The sequence below is a fragment of the Streptomyces sp. NPDC020681 genome, from assembly GCF_044334895.1.
Taxonomy (GTDB): Bacteria; Actinomycetota; Actinomycetes; order Streptomycetales; family Streptomycetaceae; genus Streptomyces.
This window is the reverse complement of sequence record NZ_JBIRTX010000003.1, coordinates 307,996-322,392: the sequence shown is the minus strand read 5'-3', so window position 1 is coordinate 322,392 and position 14,397 is coordinate 307,996. Positions and strand designations below refer to the sequence as shown.

Here is a 14,397-nt window from a genome sequence, read left to right as displayed (position 1 = left end):
CACTCCAGAAGAACGGAGACCGGCCGATGGCTCTCACAGTCGGCGTCATCGGTCCCGAGGACCTTGTGCACAAGGTGGTCGCGGTCGGCGGCGCGTCCGGCGCGGACCGGCTCGTGCCGCTGCCGTACCGGCACGAGGACGAGACCCTCGACATGGTCACCAGGGGGCAGGCCGACGCGGACGCCCTGCTGTTCACCGGCGTCGTGCCGCACACCATCGCCGCGGCCGCCGGCATCCTCGACCGGCCCGCGATGTACGTCCCGTACAGCGGTGCGACGCTGCTGCGCGCTCTGGTGGAACTGCTCCGGCTGGGCCACGACGTCTCACGGATCTCCATCGACACCCTGCGCCGCAGCGAGGTCATGGAGACGCTGACCGAGGCCAAGCTGCCGACCGAGCATGTGCACGTGCTGCCGTACCGGCCGGGGCTGACCTCGCAGGACCTGGCGGAGTTCCATCTGGCCGCGCGCGACAAGAAGCAGACCCGGGTCGCGCTGACCTGCCTCGGCTCGGCGTTCCACCTCCTCGACCACGAGATGCACGCCGTACGGCTCGCTCCCTCGCGGCACTCCATACGCTCCACGCTCCAGGCTCTGGTGCTCGCCACCGCCGGAGCGCACAGCGGTGACGCCCAGGTCGCGCTCGGCATCATCGACCTGCCGGCGGCCGACAGCGAACTGGCGGCGGATCTGCGGGTGCTGGGCGGCAGCCTCGCCAATCTGCCCGACGGGCAGCGGCTGGTCGTCACCACGCGCGGCGTCCTGGAGGAGGTCAGCGAGGAGTTCACCAGGCTGCCGTTCCTCGACGACCTGGCCGCGCGGCACGGCGCCGCGCATGTCGGCTTCGGTCTCGGCCGTACCGCGGCGGAGGCGGAGTCGCTGGCCAGACGCGCGGTCAACCGGGCTCGCTCGGTCGGCGCGGTCGCCGGAGTGGTCTCCATGACGGACGACGTGGACATCGTCATCGACGCGGAGCGCACGCCACCGGTCGTCCGCGGGCCGGAGGGCATGGCGACGCTCGCCCGCCGCGTCGGACTGAACCCGAAGACCCTGGACCGGCTCCGGGAACTGGCCGCGGACGAACCGGACGAGGGCATCACCGCGCACCTCGTCGCCGAACACCTCTCCGTACAGCAGCGAACCGCCCGCCGCATCCTCAAGCGTCTGGAGCGTGCGGGCGTGGCGGTGCCGACGGGCAGCCGGCAGCAGGGCCAGACCGGCCGGCCGCCGATCGTGTACCGCGTACGCCTCTGAGCCCGCCGAGTCCCGTGCGCCGCTGAGTCCGCCGAGCCCGCGCTTTACGGTCCGGGCCGTAATTCGAAGGAGCCGTGCTTGAAGATCGCCTCGGTCCACACGCGCGTCGTCAGGGCCCCCTACCGACGCCCCTTCGTCATCAGCAGCGGAACGAGCCCGGAACTGATCAGCCTCGTCGTCGAAGTACGCACCGCCGAGGGCGACTCCGGCTTCGGTGAGGCCTCCCCGATGACCGCGTACACCGGCGAGACCCTCGCCGGACTCGAAGCGGCCGTCACCGAGCATGTCGCGCCCGCGATCGTCGGCCGGGACCCACGCGATCTCGCCGGGGCGCACGCGGCCATGGACAGCGCGATCCGCGGCCAGCACCTCGCCAAGGCGGCGCTCGACATCGCGCTGCACGACCTGGCGGCGCGGGCGGCGGGCTGGCCGCTGCATCTGCTGCTCGGCGGCTGCGTACGGCCGCAGGTCCCGACCGCCTGGGTGGTCGGCCTCGGCACGGTCGAGGAGATGGCGGAGGAGGCCACGGCGTACGCGGCCCGCGGCTTCACCCATGTGAAGGTCAAGGGCGGCGAGGACCCGGACCTCGACGTACGGCTGGTCCAACTGGTGCGGTCCGCGGTGCCGGACACCGTCGAGCTCTGCCTCGACGCGAACGAGGGCTACGACCCGGGCACGGCCGCCCGGACCGTCGCCAGGCTGGCCGACGCCGGTCTCGATCTCGTCGAACAGCCGCTGCCGCGCTGGGACTTGGCCGGGATGGCGGCACTGAAGGCCCGGGGCGGTGTGCGGGTGATGGCCGACGAGAGCATGCAGTCGCTGCATGACGCGCTGGAGATCGTACGGCGCGGTGCCGCGGACGTCCTCAACATCAAGATCCTCAAGGTGGGCGGCCTGTACCGGGCGCGCCAGATCGCGGCGGTCGCGGAGTCGGCGGGCCTCGCGGTGAAGCTGGGCACGATGCCGGAACTGGGTGTCGCGACCCTGGCCGCGGCCCACTTGGCGGCCGCGCTCCCGCACGCGACGGTCCCGGCGGACCTGGTGGGCCCGCTGCTGGTGGCGTCCGAACCGCTGGCCCCGACGGCCTTCGCGACGACGGAGGCCACGGGCCGTCTGGAGATCCCGGTGGTCCCGGGTCTCGGCCACGACCTGTACCTGTAGCCGGCCGGGTCAGCGCAAGCGGTCGGTCGCCTCGCCCAGCACCTGGCCCACCCGGTCGGCGAGCGTGGCGACCGGCCCCGCCGGCCGCTCCAGGCCGATCAGGTCCCGTGCCACTCCCGCGGTCTCCTCGTCCGTCGCCGCGGTCGCCGCCATCAGCGCGATCAGATGGTCCACCAGCCAGTCGCGCAGTTCCGCAGCCGGCGGCTGCTTGCCCTCGTCCAGCCAGATCAGCGACGCCGCCTCCACCGCCGCGATCCACGTACGCACCATCATCCGCAGGCGCGGGCCGGGCCGGTCCACGCCCATGTGGACGAGGATCTGTTCGGCCGCCGCCCGCCGCACCTCGTCGACGATCGCGGTCGTCCGGGACGTCTCGGCCACGCTGCCGCCGCGCAGCAGCGCGCTGAACCCGGCGTCGTGCTCGTCGACGAAGACGAGATAGCGGTCGAGAACCCGCGATATGCGGTCGGTCGCGGGCCCGGCCGGCGGTTCGGTGAAGCACAGCTCGAGTTCGTCGGCGGCCGAGCGCAGCGCCGTTTCGTACAACTGCTGTTTGCCGCCGGGGAAGTAGCGGTAGACGAGCGGCCGGGACACGCCCGCCGCCTCCGCCACGTCGTCGAGCGAGATCTCGTCCGGCGGCTGGTGCGCGAAGAGCGTGAGTGCCGCGGCAAGGAGCTGCGTACGGCGCTCTTCGACGCTGAGCCGTCGGTACGCACGGGTCGCCGGCGCGGGACTGGTCATACTCGCAGCCTAGGCCCTGTCCGGCCGATCGTGCCGGGCTCGCGTGCCCCCGCCGCTTTTCGGATCAGGCCAGCAGCCCGGAGCGCTTCCACAGCCTGCGCCCGGGTCCCCGCAGCACTCCGATGTCGTCCAGGAAGTCAGTCAGCCGCTTCGCGCCCGACTGCATCACCTCACGGCGGTGGCCGCTCGCGCGGACCTGGGCGACGGCCTCGCGCCGGTCGAGGCCGACGTTCGTGTACACCTGCGGGTTGATGAAGCAGACGGAGAAGACGCGGGCCGCCTCTCCGCAGCTGATCCTGGTGAACTCCTGCTCCCAGCGTGGCGCGGTCACCATCTGGCGGCGCAATTCCTCGCGGGCGTAGCGGACGTGGCGTGCCTCCTCCACCACGTGGATGCGGGTGACGCCGCGGACGAGGGTCTGGACGCGCTCGTCCGGGAAGGTGAGCCGCTGCATCCAGTCGAGGATCTCCTCGCCGAGCAGCGTCGCCGCGAACGAACCGGGCGTGGTGGAGACGGTCTTCAGGACGCGAGCGAGATTGTGGTAGACCCGCGGCACCGGGTACGCCGGTGATCCGCCCTTCTGGATCAGCCGGGCGAACATCATCGAGTGCCGGCATTCGTCGGCGATCTCGGTGAGCGCGTAGCGCACATGGTTGCTGGTCACGGGCTTGTCGTAGATATGGCGTACGAGCAGCTGCATCAGGATGATCTCGAACCAGATGCCGAGGGAGGCGAGCGAGGCGGACTCGTGCCGGGACAGTTCCATCCGCTGGTCCTCGGACATCTTCCGCCACAGCGGGGTGTCGTAGAGGGAGACCAGCTCCGGCGGCCAGAACCATTTGCCGTCCTCGAACGGCGAGTCCCAGTCGAGCTCCTTGTCGGGGTCGAAGGAGTGCTTGGCGGAGGATTCGAGCAGGCGCGCGGCGACCTGCTCGCGGTCCCGGAGCGGGCCGAGTGCGTCATGGAGCAGCCGCAGATCGCGGTCGGTCACTGTCGTCATGGCTGCTATGAGACTCCCTGTCAGTAAGCTCGTCAATCCCTTGTGTGCGACTTGTTGACTCCTCGTCTACCAGCGTGTGAGCCTGCCAAGTGGCCCTGGCTCCAAGGGATATGGGTATGCGGGGATATGAGGCGAAGGAGTCGCCGGTGTCGACGTACGACCGCTACACGAACGCGCCTGAAAGCCTCCAGTGGCAGGTCCCGGCTACCGGCGCGGCCCGCTTCAGCTGGGAATACGACGACGGTCGTGACCGTCTTCTCGCCCTGTACCAGAAGGGCAAGGACAAGCAGTGGGACGGTGCCACGCGCATCGACTGGGACCTCGAGGTCGACCCGTACAACCCGCTGGGCACGCCCGACGAGGCGCTGACGCTCTACGGCACCCCGTACTGGGCGAAGATGACCGACCAGGACAAGGGCAACCTGCGCCGGCACTACACCTCCTGGCAGTTCAGCCAGTTCCTGCACGGCGAGCAGGGCGCGATGGTCTGCGCCGCGCGGATCGTCGAATCGGTCCCCGACCTGGACGCCAAGTTCTACTCGGCGACCCAGACCATGGACGAGGCCCGGCACGCCGAGATCTACGCCCGCTTCCTTCAGGACAAGATCGGCATGCTCTACCCGATCAACGACAATCTCCAGGGCCTGCTCGGCGACACCCTGCGCGACTCCCGCTGGGACATGCCCTACCTCGGCATGCAGGTCCTGATCGAGGGCCTGGCGCTGGCCGCCTTCGGCATGATCCGGGACACCACGACCAAGCCGCTGCCCAAGCAGATCCTGGCGTACGTCATGCAGGACGAGGCCCGCCATGTGGCGTTCGGGCGGATGGCGCTGCGCGACTACTACCGGCAGCTCAGCGACGCGGAACTGCGTGAGCGCGAGGAGTTCGTGATCGAGGGCTGCTATCTGATGCGCGACCGCCTGAAGGGCGTCGAGGTGCTGGAGAACTTCGGCATCCCGAAGCAGGAGGCGGCCGAACTCTCCGAACAGTCCGAGTACCTGCAACTGTTCCGGAAGCTGCTGTTCAGCCGGATCGTGCCGTGTGTGAAGGACATCGGACTGTGGGGCGAGCGGCTGCAGAAGGCCTATCTCGACATGGGCGTCTTCGAGATGGGCGACGCCAACCTCGACCTCCTGATGTCCCAGGACGAGGAGATCGCGGAGCAGCTGGACCGCGAGCGGTTCGAGGCGGAGGAGCAGGCGCGGGTGGCGGAGGTCGAGCAGGCAATCGCGGACGGCGGCCGGCTGCCCGACTGAGGCTCAATCGGTGCTGACCGGCGGCGGGAACGACGTCCGCAGCGTGAACGCCTCGGGCGTCGGGCCGTGCTCACGGATGTGGAGCAGGCGCTCTTCCGCCTCCCGGACCGTCGGCCGGTGGCCCGACCGCACCCACCACAGCGTCGTCATGACCTCCTCCATGCGCTCGAAGAACTCGTAGCGCCGGGCCAGCAGTTCCCTGTGCTGCCCCTGGTACATGAACGCCGTCAGCGCGTTCGTGTCCCGCCAGACCGACATGTTCACCATCAGCCAGTCGTCGCCGAAGACACGCAGGTCCGTCGCATTTCCGTTCTCCTCCTTCAGCCGCCAGACAAAGCCGTTCGCCGCGTCCGCGACGGCGTTCACCGGGTCCAGACCGTCGACGAAATCCTTCAACTCCGGGGAGTCCAGCGGGAATTTGAGTCGGGCGATGTTCACCTGTGCCAGTTCGTAGGTCATGGGCGCACGATAATCAGGTGCCGCTCCGCCGCCACCGACATTTCGAGGAGCGAGACGTCCGCGCCGCGGGCCGCGACCAGTTGGAGGCCGACCGGGCAGCCGTCGCCGGTGAAGCCGGCCGGCAGGCTTGCCGCCGGGTGGCCGCTCAGGTTGAACGCCCAGGTCAGGGACGTGGAGTAGAGCTCGCCTGGGCCGTTGTGGCCGTGCGGGCGGTTGGGGGTCGCGGGAGTGAGCAGGAGGTCGGTCGTGGCGAAGAGTTCGTCCAGGCGGCGGTCGTTCTCCGTCCGCACACGGTCCGCCGCCGACGGCTCACCGCCGCGGACCGCCTGCCAGGCCTCCCGCGGGTCGAGCAGTTCGAAGGGCCGCCGGTCCAGGCGTACGACACCGGCGGACGCGAGCCGTTCGGCCGCCGCACAGGCGACCGCCGCCACCTCCGGGTCCGTATGCGCGAAGCCGAGGTCCGGTGACCAGCGGGCCCGGAGAGGAAACACCGGAGGAGTCGGCGCGTAGTCGTCGAGAACGGCGCTCAGGTACCCGCGCGCGTCGGCCGCCGACGGCGTCAGGACGCCCGCCGACGCCAAGCCTGTCCTGTCCGGCGACGGCAGCAGCCCGTTCGTCGTCTTCAGGCCGAAGACTCCGCACCACGCCGCCGGGATCCGCACCGAACCGGCCCCGTCGCTGCCGGTCGCGAGGCCGGCCATGCCCGTCGCGACCGCCACCGCCGAGCCGGCCGACGAGCCGCCCGGCGTGCGGTCCGCACGCCACGGGTTGACGGTGGGGCCGTGGGCGCCGAGACCCCAGGTCTGCCAGTACGTGCCCGGGCCGGGCACCGACGTCGAGCCGACCGGGACCGCGCCCGCCGCGATCAGCCGCAGGGCCGCGAACGAACGGATGCCGGACCGGCCCTTCACCGCGAACGGCAGCCCCGTCAGGGGGAGTCCGTGGTCCGCCTCGTGCGCGAGCGCCCGCGAGGCCCACACCTCGATGAACGCGCTCAGACCCGGGTCCAGCCGGGCGATCCGGTCCAGCGCCTGTGCCACTTCCACCGCCACCGGATCATTGTCGCAGCGATCAGTCCCGCAGCGCCGCGGCCATCACCGCGCGCGCGATCGGCGCCGCCGCCCCGCCGCCGCTGATGTGGCCTCGGACCGCCTCCGCGTCCTCGACCACCACCGCCACCGCGACCGCCGGCTGCCCGACCTGGTCGGCGGCCCAGGAGATGAACCAGGCGTACGGCGTACCGGAGTTGCCGAGGCCGTTCTGGGCCGTGCCCGTCTTGCCGCCGACCGTCGCTCCGTCGATCGCCGCCTTCGATCCGGTGCCCTCCTCCACGACCGTGACCATCAGCCGTTGCAGCTGCTGTGCCGTCGACGGGTTCATCGCACGCTGGTACCTCCGCTGGTGGGTCTGCGCGACGGTACGGCCGCCGGAGGTGGTCACCCGGTCCACCAGATACGGGTACTTGAGCTCGCCGTCGTTGGCGACCGCCGCCGAGACCATCGCCATCTGGAGCGGTGTCGCCGTCGTGTTGAACTGGCCGATCGAGGACAGCGCCAGCTGGTCGACCGTCATCATGGTGTCGAAGTTGGACGGAGCGACACCGGACGGAATCCGCAGCCGGCGGTCGTTGAAGCCGAACTTGTTCACCGCGTCCAGCATTCCGGCCATCCCGAGCTTCACGCCCAGGTTCGCCATCACCGTGTTGCAGGACCACTGGATGGCATACGCGAGCGAGGCGTTCTCGCAGCCGTCCGCCGCGTTCGGCAGCGTGGTGCGCGTGCCGGGCAGGACATACGGATCGGGTGTGCCGGTCGGCGCGTCGACATCGCGCACCAAGCCCGCGTCCAGCGCCGCCGCCGCCGTCACGATCTTGAAGGTGGAGCCCGGCGGATAGGTCTGCCGGATGGCCCGGTTGAGCATCGGCTGCGTGCCCGAGGCATTGAGCCGGGCCCACTGGGTCTTGACTCCGAGGCCGGTGCCGGAGAGCAGGCCTGGGTCGTACGAAGGGCTGCTGACCAGCGCCAGGATCTTCCCCGTCGTCGGCTCGATCGCGGCGACCGCGCCCCGCTTGCCGCCGAGACCGTCGAAGGCGGCGCGCTGCATCGCCGGTCTGATGGTGGTGACGACATTGCCGCCGGGGCGCTGCTTGCGGCTGATGTCGTTCCAGAACGGGAGCGGCGACAGCAGCGGGTCGGCGCCGGAGAGGATGTCGTCCTCGGCGTTCTCCAGGAGCGTGGTGCCGTACGTCTGCGAGGAGTAGCCCGTCACCGGCGCGTACAACGGGCCCTGCTGGTAGGTCCGTTCGTAGCGCAGCTGCTGGCCGCTGTCCTTGGAGCCGGTGACCCGTTTGCCGCCGACCAGGATGTTGCCGCGCGGCTCCTCGTAACGGCCGATCGCCACGCGCCGGTTGGCCGGGTTCTCGTCGAGCTCGGTGGCCGCGAAGATCTGTAGCCGGGCGGCGTTGACCAGCAGCGCGACCAGGAGCAGCAGACAGAGGGCGGCGGCACGCCTGATGTAACGGATCACCGTTCCTCCTCCAGGACCGGAGCCGGGATCTCCAGCTCCACCGGGTCGGGGCGCGGTTCGCGCGCCGAGTCGCTGACCCGGATCAGCAGCGCCACGATGATCCAGTTGGTGACCACGGACGAGCCGCCCTGCGCCAGGAACGGCATCGCCATGCCGGTCAGCGGGATCAGTCCCATCACACCGCCCGCGATCACAAAGACCTGGAGCGCGATGACGGAGGCGAGGCCGACCGCGAGCAGCCGGCCGAACGAGTCGCGCAGCGCGAGCCCGGCGCGGTAACCGCGGGCCACCATCAGCGCGTACAGCAGAAAGATCCCGGTCAGGCCGACGAGGCCCAGCTCTTCGCCCGCGGTGGCGAGGATGAAGTCCGACTTGGCGGCGAACCCGATCAGGATGGAGTGGCCGAGGCCGAGGCCCGCACCGAGCATCCCGCCGGAGGCGAACGCGAACAGCGACTGGGCGACCTGGCTCGGGCCCTGGCCCGCCTCGATGGTGGCGAACGGATCGAGCCACTGCTCGATCCGGCCGTGCACATGCGGTTCCAGCCAGCCGACCGCGACCGCACCGGCCGCCGCGAGCAGCAGTCCGACGGCGATCCAGCCGGTCCGGCCGGTCGCCACATACAGCATGATCACAAAGAGCCCGAAGAAGAGCAGCGAGGTGCCGAGATCCCGCTCGAGCACCAGCACGACGACGCTGAGCAGCCAGATCGCGACGATGGGGCCGAGCACCCGGCCGGTCGGCAGCTGGAGTTTCCAGATCCGGCGTCCGGTGTAGGCGAGCGCGTTGTGGTTGGCGGCGAGATACGCGGCGAAGAAGACGGCAAGCAGGATCTTGGCGAACTCGCCGGGCTGGAAGGAGAGTCCGCCGATCCGGATCCAGATCTTGGCGCCGTTCACGGCGGGAAAGAAGATCGGCACCGTCATCAGCGCGAGAGCCGCGGCGACCGAGACATAGCCGTACCGCTGCAGCACCCGGTGGTCGCGGAGAAAGACGACGGCCACGATGAACAGCCCCACGCCGAGCGTCGACCAGACCAACTGGGTGGGCGCGGCCACGTCGTACGGGGTCTCCAGGTCGAGCCGGTAGATCAGCACCAGTCCGAGGCCGTTGAGCAGGACCGCGATGGGCAGCAGCAGCGGGTCGGCGTACGGGGCGCAGAAGCGGACCGCGAGATGGGCCAGGAGCGCCAGGACGCCGAGGCCAGCTCCGTAGCGCAGGACGTCGTGCGGCACCGCGTCGTTTCTGGCGAGGCCGACGGCGGCATAGCCGTAGACGCAGATGAGGACGGCGCCGACAAGGAGCGAGAACTCCACGCCCCGCCGCTTGGGGAGGCGTGGGGCGGGCGGGGGAGTGTCCGCCGTCGTTGCGCTCATGCCACGCAACGTAAGTGGGCCCGGACCCGGACCCGGGCCCTCCATCGGCGGACAGGCGGAAAATCGGGCCGTCCGGGTGGTCCGAGGCGTCAGCCGACGTGGTCGTGAGCGACGAGCCGCACATACTCGGGCAGCGTCACCCGGGCCACCGCGCCGCCCTCCGGCGCGTTGTCGAAGCACAGCTCGGCGCCGATCACCGCCGACTGGCCGACCGCGATGGTCAGTCCGAGGCCGTGCCCCTTGTTGGTGCCCTCGGTGCGGAACCGCGCGGGACCGTCCTGAAGCAGATACGGCGGAAAGCCGCGACCGGCGTCGGCGACCGTCACCACCGGACCGTCCACCGTCAGCACCACCGGCTCCTTGCCGTGCCTGTACGCGTTGGCGAGAAGATTGCCGAGCACCCGCTCCAGCCGCCGCTTGTCGGTCTCGACGGTGGTGTTCCGTACGACCCTGATCTCCGTGGCCGTGCCCGACGCGCGCACCACCCGCTCGGCCAGATGCGCCAGTTCGTGCACATCCAGGTCGACCGTCTCGCTTCCGGCGTCGAGACGGGAGATCTCCAGCAGGTCCTCGGTCAGCGAGCGCATCGTCTTCACGCGGTCCCGCACCAGCTCGGCCGGGCGGCCTTCCGGGAGCAGTTCGGCCGCGGCCGTCAGCCCGGTGAGCGGGGTGCGCAGCTCGTGCGCCACATCCGCGGTGAAGCGCTGCTCGCTCTGCAACTTGCGCTGCAACGAGGAGGCCATCGTGTCCAGCGCGCCGGAGACGGTCGCCACCTCGTCCTCGGGGCGCGAAGGGTCCTTGGTGCGCGGGTCGTTGACCCGGGCGTCGAGATCGCCCGCGCTGATGCGCCGTGCGACCTGCGCGGTCAGATGGAGTCTGCGGGTGACCCGGGTGACGGCGAACGCGCCCACCAGCAGCGTCGCGCCGATCGCGAGACCGGCGGAGCCGACGATCGCCCGGTCGAGATTGGTGATCGTGTTCGCGCTCAGGGTGTAGTCGACGCGTACCGCTATCGCCCGGCCGTCCGCGGGGCCCGCCGCCCACATGGTGGGGCGGTCCTGGAAGCTGTTGACCATCGTGCCGCGCTCGCCGCGCACCGCGAGCGCGCGCAGCGACTCGGGCAGGCCCGGCGGATCCACACCGCCGAAGCGCGGCAGCGGCTCGCCCGCCGCGTAGGCCCGCGTGACCTCCGTCAGCCGGGTCAGGGCCTTCTCCCGGGCCTGGTCCACCGTCCGCTGGGTCACCGAGGTGTGCACCAGCGCGCCGAGCAGCGCGGCGAGCGCACAGCACATCACCGTGATGAAGACCGCGGCCTTCCAGGTGAGGGTCGCGGCCCAGCGGGGCATGCGGAGCCGTCTCAGGTTGCCGGGCCGTCTCATTGCGCGCCCGCCGCGGGCACCGGCTCGGCGGAGCGGGACGGCTTGACCCGGACGATCTCGTCCCGTGTCGCCAGCATTGCCCGCTGCTGGTCGTCCCAGGACCAGGCGGTGCGGTATTCGTAGCCCGGGATGCCCGCCGACACCGAGCGGGTGATCAGGTCCTGGCCGGCCAGTTCCACGTTCACCAGCTGGTCGGAGGTGGACATGATCCGCGTCAGCCCGCTCTTGCCCGGCATGTAGACGCGCACCGCCGTCTGCTCCTCGGGCATCCGGACGCCGACGATCAGCTCGTCCAGGCCGTCGCCGGTGAGATCGCGGTAGTACGGCGCGAGGACCGGGCAGTCCTTCGGCTTCTCCTGGCAGGCGCGGAGCTTGGCGATGGTCTCCTTGTAGAACCCGTAGCCATCGGTGCCCGTCTCCTCCGCGGGCTGCGCGGCGGCCTCGGCCTGTACGACTGTGACCGGGTCGAGCGCGCGGACGCCGCCGGCGGGCACCTTGATGCCCGGGAGCAGCTTGGTGTCCGTCTCGCCGTAGTCGTACGGCGGCGATGTGACGGCCGGGAGATCGGGCCACAGCCGTACGGGCCCGATGGCCGTGGGCGTCGGGCCCGCGCTCTCGATCCCGCCCTCGTCGCCGCAGCCGGACAGCACTGCGGCGGCCGCCGCCGTCAGCAGCGTGACGTACAGCAGTCGGTGTCGGCGGGGGCGCACGGTGCTCCTGAGGAAGGTGAGGTGCCGGTGGGTGGTCCCGACAACCTTATTCGTACGGAAGTCCCTTTTTGTCCACCGGGTCCGCGTCCATGCCCCACCGGCCCGTCAGTGCTGGTACGGCTGCTGCCCCTGCTGGGCCTGCCCGTACGTCTGACCGCCCTGCTGGCCCTGCACCAGCAGCTGGTCCGCCTGCTCCTTAGTCACCTTCTGCTCCGCGCCGCAGAACGTGCACTGCGTCGCGTACTTGGTCGAGACCGGGAACAGCGGCACGAAGAACAGCGTGAACTTGGTGACGCGCTTCCTGAGCGTGTGCGCGGCCGGGTTGCCGCAGTGACCGCACACCAGCGTCAGTATCGCCAGCTGGAAGAGGTAGCCCTTGGTACCGAAGATGATCATGCCGTTCGCTCCCTGCTCAGTGCCCGCCGGCACAGGGCCAGCAGCTTCTCGTCCGTAAAGATGTCATGGCTGCCGTACCCGCCGTCGATCGCATTGTGGCGGCGTACGGACGCCAGCTCCGCGCACAGGATCCGCTCGGCGCCCTCGGCCACCGGCTCGTTCGCGCCGCCGGTACGCTCCGCCAGCCGCTCGGCCGTCGGCACCCGTGTGAACGGAAGCCCCTCCCACGCCGTCATCAGCACCGGCCAGGCCCGCTCCGGATCGCCGGTCACCCGCCACAGCGCGGTCGCCGCGTCCACCCGGGTCCATGGATCGGACGCGCTCAGCAGACTCATCAGCGCCGGAGTCGCTTCGACGGCCGCCGAGCCGAGTGCGCCGAGCGCCGACGCCGCCGAGCGCCGGGCTCCCGGGTCGACCGCCGCCAGCGCCGTACGCAGCACCGGCAGCACGGCGTCCGCGTCCGACTCGATGGCAAAGAGAGCCGCTGCCGTCTTCGCCGCGAACGACCCGGAGTGCGGGGCGCAGTCCAGCAGCGTCCGCAGATCCGGTACGGCCTCCTGCGCCGCGGGCCCGAAGGCGGTGAGCGCCCGCAGCACCAGTTCGACGACCCACTCCCTGCGGTACTCGGGCGCGCCCCGCAGCACCCGCAGCACCTCGGGCATCGCGTCGGTGGCCCGCAGCGCCGTCAGGCCGTACAGCAACGGCCCGGCCAGGTCGTACAGCCGGTCGTCCAGCTCGACCTCGGCGAGGCGGCGGCGCAGCGCCGGTGCGAGCGGCGCGGCCGCCGCGCCCAGATGATCCAGCGCGTACCCCAGGTCCTGCGGAGCCTCGGGCAGTTCCAGCGTCCGCGCGAGCACCGGCACCGCGCGCCGGTCGCCCGAGCGCGCCAGCGCCGCGACCGCGCTGCCGAGCATGAGCGGCCCGCTCGCCCACTCCTGCACCCAGGATCCGGGATCGGCCGCCACGAAGTCCGCCAGCGCGTCCGCCGCCGGTGCGGCCAGCGTGAACAGCTCGCCGAGGGAGACGGCCGCCGCGTCGGCCAGCCGCGGCTCCGGATCGGCGAGCTGCTCGCCGATCAGTCCGACGAGTTCTTCGTAGTCGCCGCGCCAGGTCCGCAGCAGCCCGCTGCTCATCCGTACGGCGTCGATCCGCTGGCTCCACTCCGGGCTGCACAACTGGTCCGCCAGCAGGGCTATCCGGTCGTCCACCCGGTCGCCGAGACCGGAGTGGAGCGTACGCAGCAGATCCGCCGTCCACGGCGCGTGCCGGCCCACCGTCTCGGCCTCACGGCGCTCGCGCAGCTGACCGAGCAGCGTCGGCGTCGAGGGCCGGTCCGCGGCCGGGGCCGCGGCGACCGGCTCGGACCGCAGCTCGCGCAGCAGACCCGTCACGTCCGGCACGACATCGGCGGGCAGTTCGGCGGGCGCGCAGCGCGCGAGCTGTGCCAGGGCGGCCAGCCGCAGCCCGGCGTCGTACGACACCCGGGTCAGCCGGGACAGCCACTGGACCACCTCGGCCGAAAGACAGCCGTGCCGCAGCGCTATCCGGCCCGCGGCCTCCACACAGGCGAACCGCACCTCGGCGTCCTGCTCGGCACCGAGCCGCTCGCGCAGCAGCTCCAGCACCAGCTCCGGCTCGCCGTGGAGGGTGGCGAGCGCGAGCGGCACCGCGAGCCGTACGCCGCGGTCCTCCGCGTCGAGGAGCGCCAGGAAGACATCCGCCCCGGCGGTCACGGCGGACGCCGCCATCGCGTAGTTGGCGGCGTACTCGAACTCCTCGTCCTCCGGGTCCAGTTCGTCGTCGCCGTCGAGATCGATGCCGCCGATGCTGGTCAGCAGCTCGACGATGCCGCCGCGGTCCTGCACCGAGGGATCGGCCACCAGCTCCAGGAGGAAGGGGATGCAGGCGAGCGTCGAGTCGTACACATCGCCTTGGTGATGCACCGCTCCGTACATCCCGTCGAGCGCCGTCTCACGCTCCGCGGGGTCCGACGACGCCAGGCCGAACAACATGTCCGGCACGTCGTCCGCCGGCCCGTAGGCATGCTCCAATGACGCCCAGTCGACCTCGTCGATTCCCCCGAACACGCCTGCCCCCTCCCAAGAACGATGCGCTTGGGGAGAGTGTGCACCACAGC

The 14,397-nt window shown here is 71.1% G+C and carries 13 protein-coding genes; 3 read left to right on the top strand and 10 right to left on the bottom strand.

What is annotated here, in order from left to right; translation table 11 throughout:
• The first annotated feature begins 26 nt into the window (after positions 1 to 26).
• Entirely contained in the window at positions 27 to 1,253 is a 1,227-nt protein-coding gene (locus ACH4YL_RS08565) for a hypothetical protein (RefSeq protein ID WP_398506100.1), read from the top strand.
• A gap of 78 nt (positions 1,254 to 1,331) precedes the next feature.
• A complete protein-coding gene (locus tag ACH4YL_RS08560) occupies positions 1,332 to 2,414 on the top strand; it encodes a mandelate racemase/muconate lactonizing enzyme family protein (RefSeq protein WP_398506099.1) in 1,083 nt (360 codons plus the stop codon).
• A gap of 9 nt (positions 2,415 to 2,423) precedes the next feature.
• Here the strand turns inward: ACH4YL_RS08560 and ACH4YL_RS08555 are convergent, their stop codons facing one another.
• Positions 2,424 to 3,155: a TetR/AcrR family transcriptional regulator gene (locus ACH4YL_RS08555; protein WP_398506097.1), complete on the bottom strand. Its 732-nt coding sequence runs from the start codon at positions 3,153 to 3,155 to the stop codon at positions 2,424 to 2,426.
• A gap of 64 nt (positions 3,156 to 3,219) precedes the next feature.
• Positions 3,220 to 4,155, bottom strand: coding sequence for a diiron oxygenase (locus ACH4YL_RS08550; protein WP_398506095.1), 936 nt, complete (start codon positions 4,153 to 4,155; stop codon positions 3,220 to 3,222).
• Between the two features lie 146 nt (positions 4,156 to 4,301).
• Between ACH4YL_RS08550 and ACH4YL_RS08545 the strand changes: the two genes are divergently transcribed.
• Positions 4,302 to 5,414, top strand: coding sequence for a ferritin-like domain-containing protein (locus ACH4YL_RS08545; protein ID WP_398506629.1), 1,113 nt, complete (start codon positions 4,302 to 4,304; stop codon positions 5,412 to 5,414).
• Positions 5,415 to 5,417: 3 nt separating this feature from the next.
• Here ACH4YL_RS08545 and ACH4YL_RS08540 read toward each other — a convergent pair whose 3' ends face one another.
• The 8 genes from ACH4YL_RS08540 to ACH4YL_RS08505 form a co-directional block, all read right to left on the bottom strand.
• Entirely contained in the window at positions 5,418 to 5,873 is a 456-nt protein-coding gene (locus ACH4YL_RS08540) for a DUF3291 domain-containing protein (RefSeq protein ID WP_398506093.1), read from the bottom strand.
• Positions 5,870 to 6,919 (bottom strand): amidase, encoded by a 1,050-nt coding sequence (locus ACH4YL_RS08535; RefSeq protein WP_398506627.1) that lies wholly within the window; start codon positions 6,917 to 6,919, stop codon positions 5,870 to 5,872. The genes ACH4YL_RS08540 and ACH4YL_RS08535 overlap by 4 nt, the downstream gene beginning before the upstream one ends.
• Positions 6,920 to 6,944: 25 nt before the next feature.
• A complete protein-coding gene (locus ACH4YL_RS08530; protein ID WP_398506091.1) occupies positions 6,945 to 8,399 on the bottom strand; it encodes a penicillin-binding transpeptidase domain-containing protein in 1,455 nt (484 codons plus the stop codon).
• Positions 8,396 to 9,775 carry an FtsW/RodA/SpoVE family cell cycle protein gene (locus tag ACH4YL_RS08525; RefSeq protein ID WP_398506089.1) on the bottom strand — a complete coding sequence of 460 codons (1,380 nt, stop codon included), beginning with the start codon at positions 9,773 to 9,775 and terminating at the stop codon, positions 8,396 to 8,398. The genes ACH4YL_RS08530 and ACH4YL_RS08525 overlap by 4 nt, the downstream gene beginning before the upstream one ends.
• A gap of 89 nt (positions 9,776 to 9,864) precedes the next feature.
• On the bottom strand, positions 9,865 to 11,121 hold the full coding sequence (locus tag ACH4YL_RS08520) for a histidine kinase dimerization/phospho-acceptor domain-containing protein (protein ID WP_398506087.1): 1,257 nt from the start codon (positions 11,119 to 11,121) through the stop codon (positions 9,865 to 9,867).
• A 29-nt stretch (positions 11,122 to 11,150) separates the two neighbouring features.
• Positions 11,151 to 11,864, bottom strand: coding sequence for a hypothetical protein (locus ACH4YL_RS08515; protein ID WP_398506086.1), 714 nt, complete (start codon positions 11,862 to 11,864; stop codon positions 11,151 to 11,153).
• 105 nt (positions 11,865 to 11,969) lie between these two features.
• Complete coding sequence (locus ACH4YL_RS08510; RefSeq protein ID WP_398506084.1) at positions 11,970 to 12,260, bottom strand: zinc-ribbon domain-containing protein; 291 nt, start codon at positions 12,258 to 12,260, stop codon at positions 11,970 to 11,972.
• Positions 12,257 to 14,347, bottom strand: coding sequence for a PBS lyase (locus tag ACH4YL_RS08505; protein WP_398506082.1), 2,091 nt, complete (start codon positions 14,345 to 14,347; stop codon positions 12,257 to 12,259). Before ACH4YL_RS08505 ends, ACH4YL_RS08510 begins: the two co-directional genes overlap by 4 nt.
• Positions 14,348 to 14,397: the final 50 nt, after the last annotated feature.

What these genes read in the sequence shown, in the direction of transcription:
- ACH4YL_RS08565 (WP_398506100.1), top strand. Translation starts at nt 27, where the DNA reads ATGGCTCTCACAGTCGGCGTCATCGGTCCCGAGGACCTTGTGCACAAG.
- ACH4YL_RS08555 (WP_398506097.1), bottom strand. Translation starts at nt 3,155, where the DNA reads ATGACCAGTCCCGCGCCGGCGACCCGTGCGTACCGACGGCTCAGCGTC.
- ACH4YL_RS08550 (WP_398506095.1), bottom strand. Translation starts at nt 4,155, where the DNA reads ATGACGACAGTGACCGACCGCGATCTGCGGCTGCTCCATGACGCACTC.
- ACH4YL_RS08540 (WP_398506093.1), bottom strand. Translation starts at nt 5,873, where the DNA reads ATGACCTACGAACTGGCACAGGTGAACATCGCCCGACTCAAATTCCCG.
- ACH4YL_RS08525 (WP_398506089.1), bottom strand. Translation starts at nt 9,775, where the DNA reads ATGAGCGCAACGACGGCGGACACTCCCCCGCCCGCCCCACGCCTCCCC.
- ACH4YL_RS08520 (WP_398506087.1), bottom strand. Translation starts at nt 11,121, where the DNA reads ATGCCCCGCTGGGCCGCGACCCTCACCTGGAAGGCCGCGGTCTTCATC.
- ACH4YL_RS08510 (WP_398506084.1), bottom strand. Translation starts at nt 12,260, where the DNA reads ATGATCATCTTCGGTACCAAGGGCTACCTCTTCCAGCTGGCGATACTG.